The sequence below is a fragment of the Sinorhizobium sp. 8-89 genome (assembly GCF_030124325.1).
Classification (GTDB): domain Bacteria; phylum Pseudomonadota; class Alphaproteobacteria; order Rhizobiales; family Rhizobiaceae; genus Sinorhizobium.
The window spans coordinates 194,686-208,117 of record NZ_JASKLR010000004.1 but is presented as its reverse complement, the minus strand read 5'-3'; the positions used below and the strand labels follow the sequence as shown (position 1 = coordinate 208,117).

Below are 13,432 nucleotides of genomic sequence, written 5' to 3'. Positions count from 1 at the left end.
CCGCGCGTCCAATCGGACGCGCAAAAGGTCGCTGTAGCACTTTGAATTGCCGCATGATTTTGTCCTTAAATCGATCCCGATTTAAGGAATCATGCAGTAGGGTTAAGCCGGCTGCCGAACCATGCGACGCGGCCTTCGAAGGGCCGCGATAGCTGATGCCGTTCGGGCTAAAGATGCCGCACTTCGGTGGGCGTTTCCGCCCAATTGTCATTGCGGCCGTCGTAATAGCTTAGAGGTGCTGCCATCAACTCGTCGGTGTCGACGCCATCGAGACATGCGATATTGATATTGAGATAGGGACTGCCCGTCATATTCGGGACATCGATGCGCTGGAAAGGGTGCACGCCGCAGTGCTTACAGAAAAGGTGATGGGCGACCTTGTTCTTTCCCTGATAGTCCGTCAGTTCGCGCTCGCCTTCGATGAGACGAAAAGCCTCGCGCCTCGCGCGAACCGACCACAGGCGCATCTTCGTGCAAATGGAACAATTGCACTTTCCGGTGCCGGCACTGATGTCGAGATTGGCCTCGAAACGGACTGCGCCGCAATGGCAGCTCCCCACATAGGTCCTCAGCATCGTCTCCCCGTAGATTGGACGTGGGCTCCCGCTGGTCGATCAAAGAAAAGGCCCGCGCTTAGGCAGGCCTTCTTCATTCAGAAAGGTGTTGAACGGGACCGTTCGTCACCTTGTCCATCCGGTTCAGCCGCGGCGCGCGAGCGAGAATTGTGCGCCGGAATCTGTGGTGCAATTCAACTGGCTCTGGGTTACGAGCGCGCAGTTGACCTTCGACTGGGTGTTGCGCACCAGCGACGTCATGCTGATCTCGACAAGCGTCGGGCTGACATTGACATAGTTGCCGGACGCGAGGAGCTGGTTGGTGTCGGTGGTGCGTGTCGAGAAAGTTCCGCCGGCGAAGGTGGAAACGATGCCGTTCGGATCGACCCAGGCGCCTTCGACGCCGGCAGCCTGGCGAGGCGGCGGTCCGCCGATTTCCCGTGGCGACGACTGGCATGAAGCCAGCGCTGCCGCGGCGGCCAGAAGGGTCGGAATGGCGAAAGGCTTCATTGGCGTTTTCTCCCGCGTCTTGCCAAGGCGGTTTCGTTCTGTGCGCGAAACCATGCCGCGATCATGAGTTGAAAGCAAGACCGTCACTAAAATCTCGCCGATTTTGGATTGAATCGCTCCACGTCGTAAACGTGATCAATTCTAAGACGTTAGACCGCGATTCCGTCACTCGGAACGGGCGGGCATTGCGCTGCCGCGCAACCCTTATCGGCGCCGATAAGAAAGCCCGGAGCAGCTATGCTCCGGGCCGGATCTGCAACTCATCTGCTGTGATGTCAGCGGAAGAGGATGTTCCGGAACTGCCACGGATCCTTGGTGTCGAGGTCTTCCGGGAATAGGCCCGGACGGCCCTCGAGTGGCGTCCAGTCGGTGTAGTGGCCTTCAACCGGGCCGAGATAGGGAAGTTGCACTTCCAGGCAGCGCTTGTAGTCCATCTCGTCAGCTTCGACGATGCCTGCCTTCGGGTTCTCGAGCGCCCAGACCATGCCGGCCAGAACGGCACTCGTCACCTGCAGACCGGTAGCATTCTGATAGGGCGCGATACGCCGGGTCTCTTCCAGCGACAGGCGCGAACCATACCAGTAGGCGTTCTTGTCATGGCCGTAGAGCAGCACGCCGAGTTCATCGACGCCGTCGACGAGCTCGTTCTCGTCGAGAACGTGGTGCACCGGCTGCGCATTGCCGCCGTTGCCGAACATCTCGTGAAGCGAGAGCACCGCGTCGTTGTTGGGATGATAGGCATAGTGGCAGGTCGGGCGGTAAGTGACCTCGCCATCCTTGTCACGAACGGTGAAGAAGTCGGCAATCGAGATCGATTCGTTATGGGTGACGAGGAAGCCGTACTGCGGGCCGGGCGTCGGGCACCAGGTGCGCACGCGCGTGTTTGCGCCCGGCTGTTCCAGATAGATCGCCGCCTTGCAGCCCTTCTTGTGCTTCTTGGCGTTCTTCGGCATCCAGTTCTCGTGCGTGCCCCAGCCGAGTTCGGCCGGCTGCAGGCCCTCCGAAATGAAGCCTTCGACCGACCAGGTGTTCCAGAACACGTCGAGCGGCTTCGGCTCCTTGCTGCGCTGTGTGTCGCGCTCGGCGATGTGGATGCCCTTGACGCCCGCTTTCTTCATCAGCTTCGCCCAGCCTTCGCGGTCGTCCTGATGCGGTTCCTCATATTTCAGGCCGAGATCGTCGGCGAGGTTGAGGAGCGCCTTCTTTACGAACCAGGAGACCATGCCGGGGTTGGCGCCGCAGGTCGACACCGCGGTGGTTCCGCCCGGGTTCTTCTGCTTTTCCTTGCGCACCGTTTCACGCAACGCATAGTTTGTGCGGGCCGCGTTGTCCATTTCGGTGTTGAAGTAGAAACCGAGCCAGGGTTCGACGACCGTGTCGATGTAGAGCACGTCGAGCTTGCGGCAGAGCTTCATGAGGTCGAGCGAGGAGGTGTCGACGGAGAGATTGACGCAGAAGCCTTGACCGCCGCCCTCGGTCAGGAGCGGCTTCAGCAGCTCCTTGTAGTTGTCCTTGGTGACGTATGCCTTGACGTGACGCACGCCATGGCGCTCGAAAATCTCCGTGTCCTTGGCGTCTTCACGCGGTTCGACCACAATCAACCGGTTCTTGTCGTATTTGAAGTGGCGTTCGATCAGCGGCAACGTGCCGTGGCCGATCGAGCCGAAACCGATCATGACGATCGGTCCGGTGATCTCGCCATAAACCGGGTAAGTGGTATCTGCCATTTGGTTTTCTCCTGAGAAAACATCCCTGTGAGGTTGGTTGAAACGCGCGGGAAAGCGGGCGTTCGGGTCTCTGTTCAAGCCAGCAGCGCCGGGCGTTCGATGAACGCGCCGAAGGCGCCAAAGCACTGCGATCTAGAGTATCTTGCCCGCTTCCAGGTGAAATCGCTGAAAGCGGATGCTCTAAGAGCATAGTTTCCTGTCACAATAAAGAGCCGGCGCGTCAACCGCGACTTTAGACTTTGCTTAACCGGCAATCGCCAGCAATGCCGTGATCAGCGCCTCCCGCTTGCTTACAAGGCCTTTGTAAGCAGCTTCAGGCAGCGTCAATTCGCGCAGTTGGGCAACGAAGGATTGTGCAAGCGCCGCCGCGTCGGGCCGGCTTCTGAGTGCGGCAAGCGGGTCAGAATAAATGCGGATCGTGAAAACGATCGCGCCGGTCTCGGGCAGTTTGCGAAGCGTCTGGCGTTCAACGCGTATGAAGGTCCCATCTTCGGAAAGCGAGATCGCTTCTGCATCGACCCCTTCGGACTTCGACTTCGGCAAGTGCAGTGCGCCGTCGACATTGATCGCCCAGTTGAGGCGTTCGACGAAGCGGCCGGGCGAAAGATTGTCGAACATGCGGCTGATGAGTTCGGCATTGCGCGTGCCCTGACCGAAGCCCGGAACGGGCGCATGAATCTCGTGCATTGCCCGACCGAATTTTTCCGCCAGCGACCAGGAGGACGGAAAGGCGACATAGGCAGCAGCAAGCCGCCAATCGCCATTCCTTCGCTCCATGATCGCAAGATCGTCCTGGATCAGCGAACCCGCGGTGACGAGAGGGGCGTCGCCGACGAGCGCCACCCGGCGTTTGCCAACGATCATCGCGTCGCCCTCTCGCCGGTAAAGCGCCGGATATTGTCTCGGTAGGTATTCTGTCAGGACATTCAGGAGTTCACCCTGCGCAGGTTCCGTTCCGGTCTCGGCAACGAAGATGGTCTCGCGCATGGAGGTGAGCAGCCGCGCCTTTTCATCGAGATAGAACTCAAGCGCGTCGTCCAGCTCGATCCACCGGTCGGGATCGAGCTGGGTGAGCCCGATCGTGAAGGGTTTCGACGAACCGTCATAGGGGGTGTGCTTCATGCTGGAGAACCGAAAGACTTCGCCACTTAACCATATTCCCTTCCATTGGCATGGCGGGCATTCGGCCACAAGCGATTCGTGTTATAGCTCTTGCGCGTGTATATTCTTGCTGTAATTGCATTTCCCTAATGCGTTTACCCGGAGGGATTGAGATTTGACCGTGCTTGGCGACCATCTCCAGACCTTGATGGAACTGGAGGCCCGATCGCCCGTATTGATCGCACTTTATGATCATCAGGACCGTTTGTGTTTTGCCAATGACGCATTTCGCGCCGCCTATAATCTCGCTCCGGATGACTTTCCGACCTGGGCCGATCTGATGCGGCGCAACTATGCCTGCGGCAAGGGCACGGTGGTGAAGACGGACGACATCGAAGCCTGGATCGCGGCCACGGTCCATCGGCGCGGCAAGGTCCCGTTTCGTGCGCTTGAAACCGACCTTCATGACGGCCGCTGGCTGTGGATGACCGAGACGGTCGACGCCAATGGCTTCATGCTCTGCATCGCTGTCGATATTACCACTATACACGCGGAGGAACGCGAACTGCGGCAGGACCGCGATTTCGCGGTACGCGCGTCGCAAGTGGACGAACTGACCAGCGTACCGAACCGGCGCTATACGATGAACAGGCTTAACGAGTTCATCACGAACTGCACCGGCAACCCGGACATGTGGGGTTGCGTGGCGATCATCGACATCGACTATTTCAAGGCAATCAACGATCGCTATGGCCACCAGCGCGGCGATGAAGTGCTGCTCGATTTCGCCCGCCAGATGCAAGGCTTCGTCCGCCGCTCAGACTGCTTCGGCCGAATCGGCGGTGAGGAGTTCATGCTGATCCTGCCGGACACGACGGTCAGCGAAAGCCATCTCATTCTCGATCGGTTGCTGGACAAGGTGCGGAGCGCCCGCCCGCTTTCCAACATCCCGGAGTTCTATTACACCTGCTCGGTGGGGCTTGCGGAATACCGCGAGGGCGACACCGTCAACGACATTTATGCCCGAGCGGACGAGGCTCTTTACCTTGCCAAGCGCGAAGGGCGCGACCGGGTGAAACGCTATACTCTGGCGGGTTCAGACCACGAGTTTCGCCCGGATCAAACCTCGTAGGGAATTGCCGAGGTAGAGGCGTCCGCTTTCAAGATCGGCAGGGGAGAGCCGGGAAGCGCGCGCGCGGCGCTGGCAGACGAGCTCGGTGCGCAGCACGCCGGCCAACAGGCCACAGGCGATCGGCGGGGTCTTCAGAATGCCGCTTCCGTCATCGAGAAAGACGGAGGTTATCGTGCCTTCGCAGACCTCGCCCTTTTCATTGAGCAGAATGACCTCGTCGGCCTCCGCCACGGAGAACTCGCTGCGCGCCGCCTCGAAGAGCTCACGTCGTGTCGTCTTGACCCGAAGCAGCCGGTTGCTGGAATCGAGCCTTGTGGCAGCAATCCGCGCGCGCCAGACGGTATCGTCGGGAAGAGGGGTAAAGGGAGCGGTGGCGACGGCGATGGCGCCGTGGCGATCAAGCGTCAAGCGGACCCGCAGCGGACCTTCGGCGCCGCATACCGCTTCCTTCAGGTGCCCTTCCGCAGCGCCCGCGCCCGCAAAGCCAAGCCGCCTCGCCGAGCGCGTCAACCGGGCGAGATGCAAGCGAAGCCGGACGAAGCCGCTCTCCGGCTCGAAGCGCAGCGTTTCGATCAGGGAAAAATCCGTCATCGCGCGATCTCGGCGTCGCCGATGGCGAAGCGCGCCTTCAGGAGGCATTCGTCATATTCCGCCTCGGCCTTCGAATCGAAGACGATGCCACCCCCGACATTGAAGACTGCCCGGCCGTCGGGAAACAGCGAAATCGTTCGGATTGCCACATTGAATCGCATGACGCCGTTCGGCGCGATGAAACCGATAGCGCCACAATAGGCGTCGCGCGGCCCGGATTCCAATTCATGGAGGATTTCCATCGCCCGGATCTTCGGTGCGCCGGTGATGGAGCCGCAGGGAAAGAGAGCCGCAAAAATATCGGCGATACCGGTATCGGGCCGAAGTTTGGCCCTGACGTGGCTCACCATCTGATGAACGGTCGGATAGGTCTCGATGTCGAAGAGTTTCGGGACATCCAATGTTCCGACCGTGGTGACGCGGGAGATGTCGTTGCGCAGAAGGTCGACGATCATCCGGTTTTCGGCCTGGGTCTTTTCGTCCGCCCGCATCCCGGCAATGATCGCAGCGTCCTCCTCGGCCGTCGCGCCGCGCGGGGCCGTGCCCTTCATCGGATGCGTTTCGATCCAACCGTCGGCGTCGACGCGGAAGAACAATTCCGGTGAGCGCGAAAGGAGAACCGGGCCGTCGAGCACCACCAGCGCTCCGTATTTCACCGGCTGGCGCTCGATCAGCGACCAGAAGGCCGCGCGCGGGTCGCCCGACCATCTCGCACGTATCGGCATCGTCAGGTTCGCCTGATAGCAGTCCCCTTGGCGAAGGTGCCGATGCAGGCGTTCGAACCGCGCGCGGTAATCGGGAAAGTTCCAGCCGGCGCGAGGCTCGGAAAGAAAGGGTTCGTTTTCCGTCCGTCGCTGCGGTTCGGCAAGAGGGTGACCTTCCGCGGGCGCGTCGAAGACGCCGAAGGACATCAGCGGTGTTTCCCGGTTCTCCTCGGCAAAGGGCTCGAGCTTTTCTTCGAAGAGGTGGCCGGCCTCATAGGCCATATAGCCGGCGAGCCACTTTCCGGCGCGGTGGGCGCTTTCGATTTCCGCAAGGCCGCGCCAGAATTCACTTCGCGTCCGCGCCGTGACCACGCGCGAGGGTTCGGCGAAAACCGTGGTCCGGTTCTCGCTGTCGTCCCGGAAAAGGACATGGGGCGCATTTTCGATCATCGAAGCTGGTCGTCGTCCGTTCAACATCCGGCCGTTGGAGCAAGGCCTACTGCATGTTTCCTGAAATCCTATTCGATTTAAGGATAAAACATGCAGCGATTCAAAGTGCTACAGCGACCTTTGTGCGTCTGAAAAGACGCACGGCGCTGTAACGGCTCAGGCCTTATCAAGCGCCTCCAACTCGTCGATCAGCCCCTCAATCATCGACAATCCCTGCGCCCAGAACGACGGATCTGTCGCGTCGAGCCCGAAGGGCGCCAGCAGTTCGGAGTGATGCTTGGTTCCGCCCGCTTTCAAGAGCTCGAAATACTTCTCCTGGAAGCCTTTCTCGGCCTTTCGATAAACGGCGTAGAGGGAATTCACGAGGCAATCGCCGAAGGCATAGGCATAGACGTAGAAGGGCGAATGGATGAAGTGGGGGATATAGGCCCAGTAGGTTTCATAGCCCTCGGATATCCGGATCGCAGACCCAAGGCTTTCCGTCTGGATCGAAAGCCACATTTCGCCGAGGTCGTCCGCAGTAAGCTCGCCGTCCTTGCGGGCGGTGTGGACCTTACGCTCGAATTCGTAGAAGGCGATCTGGCGCACGACCGTGTTGATCATGTCCTCCACCTTCTGGGCGAGCATCGCCTTGCGCTCACGCTTGTCCTTGGTCTGGTCGAGGAGCGCCCGGAAGGTCAGCATCTCGCCGAAGACGGAGGCGGTTTCGGCAAGCGTCAGCGGTGTCGAAGCCATCAGCGCGCCCTGTCCGCCGGCGAGTACCTGATGCACGCCGTGCCCGAGTTCATGGGCGAGCGTCATCACGTCGCGCGGCTTGCCCATGTAATTGACGAGCACATAAGGGTGGACGGACGGAACCGTCGGATGGGCGAAGGCGCCGGGCGTCTTGCCGGGCCGCACCGGCGCGTCGATCCAGCGGTCATCGAAGAAACGCCGGGCGATCGTGGCCATTTCCGGAGCGAAGGCGTGATAGGCGGAAAGCACCGTGTCCTTGGCGTCGTTCCACGAGATCAGCGCGTTCGGCGTTTCCGGCAGCGGCGCGTTCCGGTCCCAGAATTCCATCTGCTCCATGCCGAGCCACTTCGCCTTCATGGCGTAGTAGCGGTGCGAAAGGCGCGGATAAGCTGCCTTCACCGCGGCGGCCAGCGCGTCCACGACCTCCCGTTCGACGCGGTTGGCGAGGTGGCGGCTGTCGGCGATATCCTCGAAGCCGCGCCAGCGGTCGGAGATCTCCTTGTCCTTGGCGAGCGTGTTGGTGATCAGCGTGAAGGTGCGGATGTTCGCCTTGAAGGTTTCGGCGAGCGCCATCGCCGCCTTCTTGCGGGTCTCGGGCGAGGGGTCCTGCAGAAGGTTCAGCGCAACCTCGAGTGGCAACGCCTCGCCGTCGACGTTGAAGGTGAGCGCCGCGACCGTCTCGTCGAACAGGCGGTTGAAGGCGGTCGCACCGGTCATCGATTTCTCGAGGAAAAGCTGCTCCAACTTGTCGTCGAGCTGATAGGGCTTGTCCTTGCGCAGGTCGAGAATCCACGGCTTGTAGTGTGCTGCGAGGCTGTCCTTCGCGAGAGCCGCATCGATGATCTCGTCCTCGATGCGATTGAGTTCCAGCGAGAAGAACAGGAGATGAGCCGACATGTCGGTAAGCTTCGACTGGACGTCACCGTAAAGCTTGCCGTTGGCAGGCTTTGACGTGTCGGAGAAGTAGGTCAGTCCGGCAAAGGAGGCGATCCGCCCCATCAGGTCCTCAAGCGCTTCGAACTCCTTCACGGCCGCGCCGATACCCTCGTCACCGGTCTTGCCGGCCGCCTCGGTAAGCTTGCCCTTCCATTTCTTCTCGAACGCGATCGCGTCGGCGTCCGCCTTCGCCAAGTCGGAGCGGAACTCTTCCGCCGTGGAAGACACGTAAAGATCTTCAAGGCGCCAGGACGGCAGATCGCCGAGGTCGGCGGCAACGCCATGCGCCTGTCCGGCCGTCGCGCGAAGCGCGGATTGAGTGGCGGAAGCGGCAAGGTTTCGAGCGGATAGCGACATCTTCGGATTTCTCGCGTTGTGGCTGGGGCAACAAGCCATATGGGCCTCATTGCTATCGCCGCCAATGGATAAAATGCAAGCTTTTCTCAAAACATGATGTTCAGCCCTTTATGGCACGAATGGCTGGCATGATTTGGCACATGAGGTTGGCCAAAGAGTACCGCGTGTCCTAAGCAGGAGGCTTTCGTGACATCACATATTCTTGTCATCGATGACGATCCGGTCCAGCGCCGGTTGCTGACGAACATGATCGAACGGTTGGGGCACGTCGCGCATCTCGCCGACAACGGCCGCAGCGGCCTCGAACTGCTGGTGCGCAAGGGCGGCATCATCAACGTCATCCTGCTCGACCTCCTGATGCCCGAGATGAACGGCCACGGTTTTCTCGAAGCGCTTGCCGATCGCGGCGTCGATATACCGGTGATCGTCCAGACCGGACAGGGCGGCATCGAAACGGTTGTCCAGGCCATGCAGGCCGGGGCTTTCGACTTCCTGGTCAAGCCAGTATCGCCGGAGCGGCTCGCGGTCGCGATCGGCAACGCGCTGAAGATGGCGCATCGCGATGGCAAGGTGAAAACGTCGCGTCGGTCGCGCGGTGGCTCGGTCGGCTTCGACGACATCGTCTCGGCGAGCCCGGCGATGATCCGGGTCATCGATCTCGCCCGTCGCGCCGCGCAGTCCAATATCCCGATCGTGCTTGAAGGCGAATCCGGTGTCGGCAAGGAGATGGTGGCGCGCGCGATCCAGTCGGCAAGCGACCGGGCCGGCAAGCCGTTCGTCACCGTCAATTGCGGTGCGATCCCGCACAACTTGGTCGAAAGCATCCTCTTCGGTCACGAGAAGGGCGCCTTCACCGGTGCAACCGAAAAACACACCGGCAAATTCGTCGATGCGCATGGCGGAACGCTCTTCCTCGACGAAATCGGTGATCTGCCGCTCGACGTTCAGGTCAAGCTGCTTCGGGCCGTCCAGCAGGGCGAGATCGAGACCGTTGGCGCGCGTCATCCGCAGAAGGTAAACGTGCGGCTGATCTCTGCAACCAACAAGGACCTCATCAACGAGGTACGCGAAGGCCGGTTCCGGGAAGATCTCTATTATCGGCTCAACGTCTTCCCGATCACCATTCCGGCGCTGCGCCGGCGCAAGGAAGATATTCCGGTGCTGGTGCGCGCCTTCGTCGAGCGCTTTGCCGCCGAGCAGCGGCTCAATGCACCGCTGACGGTGTCGAGCGGCGCGATGGCGCTGCTGACAGCCTACGACTGGCCGGGCAATATCCGCCAACTGGAGAACGCGATTTTCCGCGCGGTGGTGCTCGCAGACGGCAACGAACTCACGGTGAAGGACTTTCCGCAGATCGCGACCCAGATTCCCGGCTATGTCGTCGCCGATCGTTCGGGTTTCTCCTGGGGCGAGGCCGGGCCGGAGCGCGCTCCGACGCTTGCCGGATATGCTCCTAACGCTCATGCCGATTTGAAGGTCGCGGAACAATCAACGTCCCGAGAGCATGCGCCGGACAACCGCCTGGAGAACGCCATTGCCAGCATCGATGAAGGTGGGGACGTGCGGAAACTCGCCGAAGTCGAGGAAGAACTGATTCGTTTTGCGTTGAAGTTCTACCGCGGGCAAATGAGTCAAGTGGCGCGAAAACTCGGAATAGGGCGCTCGACGCTCTACCGAAAGCTCAAGGATTACGGCATAGATCCCGATAATCCGCTGCGCGAAGCCGCATAAATTCGACGCATTCACAACTCATTAGCCGTGCAATTGGGGCACCGCCGTTTAGACCTTGTTAGTGAACTGTTCACTATATTATAAGGGGCGGTGACGACTGTGGCATATTTGCCATGCTGTCACCTTATTTGACAGTCATCTGAGACAACAAAGCACGGTTGTCCGTCGGACGGGGATTGAATGCCAAATTTGTTCGGTTTGAAGAAGCCAGTCGGCTTCTTAGCGCGCAGAGTCTGCTCGGCGATCGCCCGCAAGGCGCCGCAGGTTCTTGCCTCAATCGCTTTGGCGGCGTCCCTCGTCACGCCGGGCATGGCACCTCCGGTCGAGGCCGCCGGCCAGACCCGAACTTTGAAGCTCTATTTCATCCATACGAAGGAAAAGGCGCAGATCACCTTCAAGCGCAACGGCCGCTACGATTCCAAGGGGTTGCAGCAGGTTAACCGTTTCCTGCGCGACTGGCGGCGCAATGAACCGACCAAGATGGACCCGAGGCTTCTCGACCTCATCTGGGAAGTCTACCAGAAGAGCGGTTCACGCGATTATATCCACGTCGTTTCCGCCTATCGCTCCCCGGCCACCAACGGCATGCTGCGGTCCCGCTCCAAGGGGGTCGCGAAGAAAAGCCAGCACATGCTCGGCAAGGCAATGGATTTCTACATCCCAGACGTTCGGCTCAAGACGCTGCGCGAGATCGGCATGAAGTTCCAGGTCGGCGGCGTCGGCTATTATCCAACGTCCGGCTCTCCTTTCGTCCACATGGACGTCGGCGGCGTACGCGCCTGGCCGCGCATGACCCGCAACGAGCTCGCGCGCCTCTTCCCGGACGGCAAGACCATGCACGTGCCTTCCGACGGCAAGCCGCTGCCGGGCTACCAGCAGGCCGTTGCCGATTACAAGCGGCGCGTCGGGGCCTCGGCCATCGAAGTTGCCGGCGGCGGCGCCAAGGGACCGGGTGACGTCAGCGGCAAGCGCAGCGGCAATCTCTTCGCCATGCTCTTCGGCGGTGGCGGCGACGAGGATGAAGAACCAGCGGCAATCGCCGCCGGCGCTGCGGACGACGGCGAGGCACCGGCCGCATCCGCGCCGGCTGCGCAGGAAGCGCTTCCGGGCGTCGCGGGATCGGTCGCCGGCTCGACAACGGAAGAACAGCAGAACATCAATGCGCCGGTTCCGGCCGTGCGCCCGGCGTTCAAGGATACGCCGGCCAACGGCGGCGTCGCGGTTGCGCTTGTCGCCCCCGAGAAGAACACTGCCCAGGAGGCGATGGCTGCGGCCATGCAGCAGACGCCGGCCGTGCCGCCGGAATATGCGGATCTCAGCACGCTGAAGGTGCCGGTTCCTCAGATGCTTGATCGTCGCGATATGAATTCGCTGGTTGCCAACGAAACGCTTGTGGCGTCTGCCGACGCGGCGATCGGCGACACCGAAGCTCAGGCGCTCGCTTTCGTGCCGGTGCCCGCGATGCGTCCGGCCGGAGAAGCTGCGCTTGCGGCCGTTGCCGGAGTCGAGGTTGCCGTCCCGGCTGTCGCCGATCATGCCGTTGTAGCGTCCGCCGAGGCGCCGAGCGACGTCGCTGCTGAGGCGGCAACGCGGGTGGCACTCGCAGCGCCGACAGCAGAACCCGAACAAATCGCACAACCGATTGAACTGGCCGCCTATGCGCCGCAGTCCAGCGCGAGCTCGAAGGCGTCGGTTTTTGACAGCGCCTTCGGCACGCAGGCGGAGGCACCGGCGAAGGGCAATCGGCCGAAGAAGCGGGATGCGGAAGCTGCGACCCGTTCGTCCGTCCGCACCGAGCCCAAGCTGACGCAGAAGATCATTTCGGAATGGGCGCTTTCGACCGGTCGCGTCGCTAACCTGTCGAAACCCGTCAAGGCACCGCGTTTCGTCAGCAAGTCGCTTCGGGCGGCCCCGACGACAGTCTATGCTGCGGGCTTTACGAGTGGCGTCCGCGCGGTCGATACGGCGCGCTTCAGCGGCAGTGCAGTGAATTTCATGGAAGTGAAAAAGTTCAGCACCAACTGATCGCTACCCTTCCCGGAACAAAAATGCCCGCCGGACGCACCGGCGGGCATTTTGTTGGAATGCGGCGGCGTACTTATGCTGCGTCTTCGGCTGCGGGAACCATGCCCAGCGCCTGCAGATAAGTGTCGAGGATCGCTTCCTGTTCCATGCGCTCGTCATGGTCCTGCTTACGGATGGAAATGACCTTGCGCAGGATCTTGGTGTCGAAGCCCATCGACTTTGCCTCGCCATAGACATCCTTGATGTCGTCGGCGATGGTCTTCTTTTCCTCTTCCAGCCGTTCGATCCGTTCGATGAAAGCGCGAAGCTGGTCGCGTGCGACGCCGTGAGCATCCGACATGATCTTCTCCTTATGTGGGGAATGATTTCCTGGGTGCTGTGACCTGCCGCGAACCGCAGCCGAGGTCAAGGGCGATTGCGCAACAGCGGCGCGATTTCCCAGAGCACGATCCCGGAAAATACGACGCGTTTTCCGCCTCCACCGCGTCGCCAGCCCAAGTGGAACTATGGTGAAGCTTATTCCTTTGGGCGGTTGCGCTCGAAGGCGAGCTTTTGCTCAGCGGATGCGTCCGTTTGATGCTGCGCGCGCCACTCTTCATAAGGCATGCCGTAGATGACCTCGCGCGATTCCTCCTTGCTCATCTCTATGCCGGAGGCTTCAGCCGCTTCCCGGTACCAGTTGGACAGGCAGTTGCGGCAGAAGCCGGCGAGATTCATGAGATCAATGTTCTGAACGTCGCTGCGTTCGCGCAGATGCGCCACCAGCCGCCGGAAGGCCGCGGCTTCGAATGCGGTTTGCTGATCCTGGCTGAGTTCCGTCATCATGGGTCTCCTCTGACAGTGCCCGTGCGTCTTTTCAGACGCGTAAAGGACGCTGTA

At 60.9% G+C, this 13,432-nt stretch carries 12 protein-coding genes; 3 read left to right on the top strand and 9 right to left on the bottom strand.

All coding sequences use genetic code 11. The features are described 5' to 3' along the window. Nucleotides 1-167: 167 nt before the first annotated feature. The 4 genes from QN219_RS11105 to QN219_RS11090 form a co-directional block, all read right to left on the bottom strand. Nucleotides 168-575, bottom strand: a complete 408-nt coding sequence (locus QN219_RS11105; protein ID WP_283999705.1) for a GFA family protein — start codon at nt 573-575, stop codon at nt 168-170. A 123-nt stretch (nt 576-698) separates the two neighbouring features. Then, entirely contained in the window at nt 699-1,064 is a 366-nt protein-coding gene (gene omp10, locus QN219_RS11100; protein ID WP_173509138.1) for an outer membrane lipoprotein Omp10, read from the bottom strand. Between the two features lie 275 nt (nt 1,065-1,339). Continuing rightward, nucleotides 1,340-2,791: a homospermidine synthase gene (locus QN219_RS11095; protein ID WP_173509139.1), complete on the bottom strand. Its 1,452-nt coding sequence runs from the start codon at nt 2,789-2,791 to the stop codon at nt 1,340-1,342. A 243-nt stretch (nt 2,792-3,034) separates the two neighbouring features. Beyond that, on the bottom strand, nt 3,035-3,913 hold the full coding sequence (locus QN219_RS11090) for a DUF3445 domain-containing protein (protein WP_283999703.1): 879 nt from the start codon (nt 3,911-3,913) through the stop codon (nt 3,035-3,037). Nucleotides 3,914-4,073: 160 nt separating this feature from the next. Between QN219_RS11090 and QN219_RS11085 the strand changes: the two genes are divergently transcribed. Further along, complete coding sequence (locus QN219_RS11085) at nt 4,074-5,024, top strand: sensor domain-containing diguanylate cyclase (RefSeq protein ID WP_283999948.1); 951 nt, start codon at nt 4,074-4,076, stop codon at nt 5,022-5,024. Here the strand turns inward: QN219_RS11085 and QN219_RS11080 are convergent. The 3 genes from QN219_RS11080 to QN219_RS11070 form a co-directional block, all read right to left on the bottom strand. Beyond that, nucleotides 4,989-5,615, bottom strand: a complete 627-nt coding sequence (locus QN219_RS11080; protein ID WP_283999702.1) for an aminotransferase class IV family protein — start codon at nt 5,613-5,615, stop codon at nt 4,989-4,991. The genes QN219_RS11085 and QN219_RS11080 overlap by 36 nt on opposite strands. Then, on the bottom strand, nt 5,612-6,769 hold the full coding sequence (locus QN219_RS11075; RefSeq protein WP_283999700.1) for an aminodeoxychorismate synthase component I: 1,158 nt from the start codon (nt 6,767-6,769) through the stop codon (nt 5,612-5,614). The genes QN219_RS11080 and QN219_RS11075 overlap by 4 nt, the downstream gene beginning before the upstream one ends. 156 nt (nt 6,770-6,925) lie before the next feature. Further along, nucleotides 6,926-8,797, bottom strand: coding sequence for a M3 family oligoendopeptidase (locus QN219_RS11070; protein WP_283999698.1), 1,872 nt, complete (start codon nt 8,795-8,797; stop codon nt 6,926-6,928). A 186-nt stretch (nt 8,798-8,983) separates the two neighbouring features. Between QN219_RS11070 and QN219_RS11065 the strand changes: the two genes are divergently transcribed. Both QN219_RS11065 and QN219_RS11060 read left to right on the top strand, forming a co-directional pair. Then, entirely contained in the window at nt 8,984-10,528 is a 1,545-nt protein-coding gene (locus tag QN219_RS11065) for a sigma-54 dependent transcriptional regulator (RefSeq protein ID WP_283999697.1), read from the top strand. A 180-nt stretch (nt 10,529-10,708) separates the two neighbouring features. Continuing rightward, nucleotides 10,709-12,553 carry a DUF882 domain-containing protein gene (locus QN219_RS11060; protein ID WP_283999696.1) on the top strand — a complete coding sequence of 615 codons (1,845 nt, stop codon included), beginning with the start codon at nt 10,709-10,711 and terminating at the stop codon, nt 12,551-12,553. 73 nt (nt 12,554-12,626) lie between these two features. On the opposite strand, the gene QN219_RS11055 is transcribed toward QN219_RS11060, so the two are convergent. Both QN219_RS11055 and QN219_RS11050 read right to left on the bottom strand, forming a co-directional pair. Then, complete coding sequence (locus tag QN219_RS11055) at nt 12,627-12,893, bottom strand: DUF2312 domain-containing protein (protein WP_173509146.1); 267 nt, start codon at nt 12,891-12,893, stop codon at nt 12,627-12,629. A 176-nt stretch (nt 12,894-13,069) separates the two neighbouring features. Continuing rightward, nucleotides 13,070-13,375, bottom strand: coding sequence for a DUF1244 domain-containing protein (locus tag QN219_RS11050; RefSeq protein ID WP_283999695.1), 306 nt, complete (start codon nt 13,373-13,375; stop codon nt 13,070-13,072). Between the last annotated feature and the right edge of the window lie 57 nt (nt 13,376-13,432).

Coding starts and splice junctions, on each gene's coding strand:
- QN219_RS11105 (WP_283999705.1), bottom strand. CDS start 575: ATGCTGAGGACCTATGTGGGGAGCTGCCATTGCGGCGCAGTCCGTTTC.
- QN219_RS11080 (WP_283999702.1), bottom strand. CDS start 5,615: ATGACGGATTTTTCCCTGATCGAAACGCTGCGCTTCGAGCCGGAGAGC.
- QN219_RS11060 (WP_283999696.1), top strand. CDS start 10,709: ATGCCAAATTTGTTCGGTTTGAAGAAGCCAGTCGGCTTCTTAGCGCGC.
- QN219_RS11050 (WP_283999695.1), bottom strand. CDS start 13,375: ATGACGGAACTCAGCCAGGATCAGCAAACCGCATTCGAAGCCGCGGCC.
- QN219_RS11095 (WP_173509139.1), bottom strand. CDS start 2,791: ATGGCAGATACCACTTACCCGGTTTATGGCGAGATCACCGGACCGATC.
- QN219_RS11055 (WP_173509146.1), bottom strand. CDS start 12,893: ATGTCGGATGCTCACGGCGTCGCACGCGACCAGCTTCGCGCTTTCATC.
- omp10 (WP_173509138.1), bottom strand. CDS start 1,064: ATGAAGCCTTTCGCCATTCCGACCCTTCTGGCCGCCGCGGCAGCGCTG.
- QN219_RS11090 (WP_283999703.1), bottom strand. CDS start 3,913: ATGAAGCACACCCCCTATGACGGTTCGTCGAAACCCTTCACGATCGGG.
- QN219_RS11075 (WP_283999700.1), bottom strand. CDS start 6,769: ATGATCGAAAATGCGCCCCATGTCCTTTTCCGGGACGACAGCGAGAAC.
- QN219_RS11070 (WP_283999698.1), bottom strand. CDS start 8,797: ATGTCGCTATCCGCTCGAAACCTTGCCGCTTCCGCCACTCAATCCGCG.